1 pseudogene is annotated in these 330 nt (G+C 81.2%); it reads left to right on the top strand.

The window, feature by feature from the left end:
* Positions 1-330: pseudogene (locus tag AB6A65_RS16820) on the top strand (2',3'-cyclic-nucleotide 2'-phosphodiesterase); the annotation flags it as partial.

The following is a 330-nucleotide window of genomic DNA, read 5'->3' as shown; positions in this document are numbered from 1 at the left end:
TCGTGGTCGTGCTCGCCCACGCCGGGATCGACCCGGCGGCGACGGCGCCGGGCGCGGAGAACGCCGCGCTCGCCGTCGCCGAGGTCGAGGGGGTGGACGCCCTCGTCGCCGGGCACACCCATCTCGCCTTTCCGGGGCCGGACCACGCCGCCGCGCGGGCGGTGGACCCCGCCGCCGGGCGGCTGAACGGACGTCCCGCGACGATGCCGGGCGCAGGCGGGCGCGCGCTCGGGGTGATCGAGCTCGCCCTCGTGCGCGACGGCGGGCGCTGGCGGGTGGACGGCGGCCACGGGCGCCTCGTGCGGCCCGGCGCGGCCAGTGGAGAGGCGG

This window comes from Rhodosalinus sp. FB01 (assembly GCF_041365715.1).
Taxonomy (GTDB): domain Bacteria; phylum Pseudomonadota; class Alphaproteobacteria; order Rhodobacterales; family Rhodobacteraceae; genus Rhodosalinus.
This window is presented reverse-complemented; position numbering and strand designations above follow the sequence as displayed.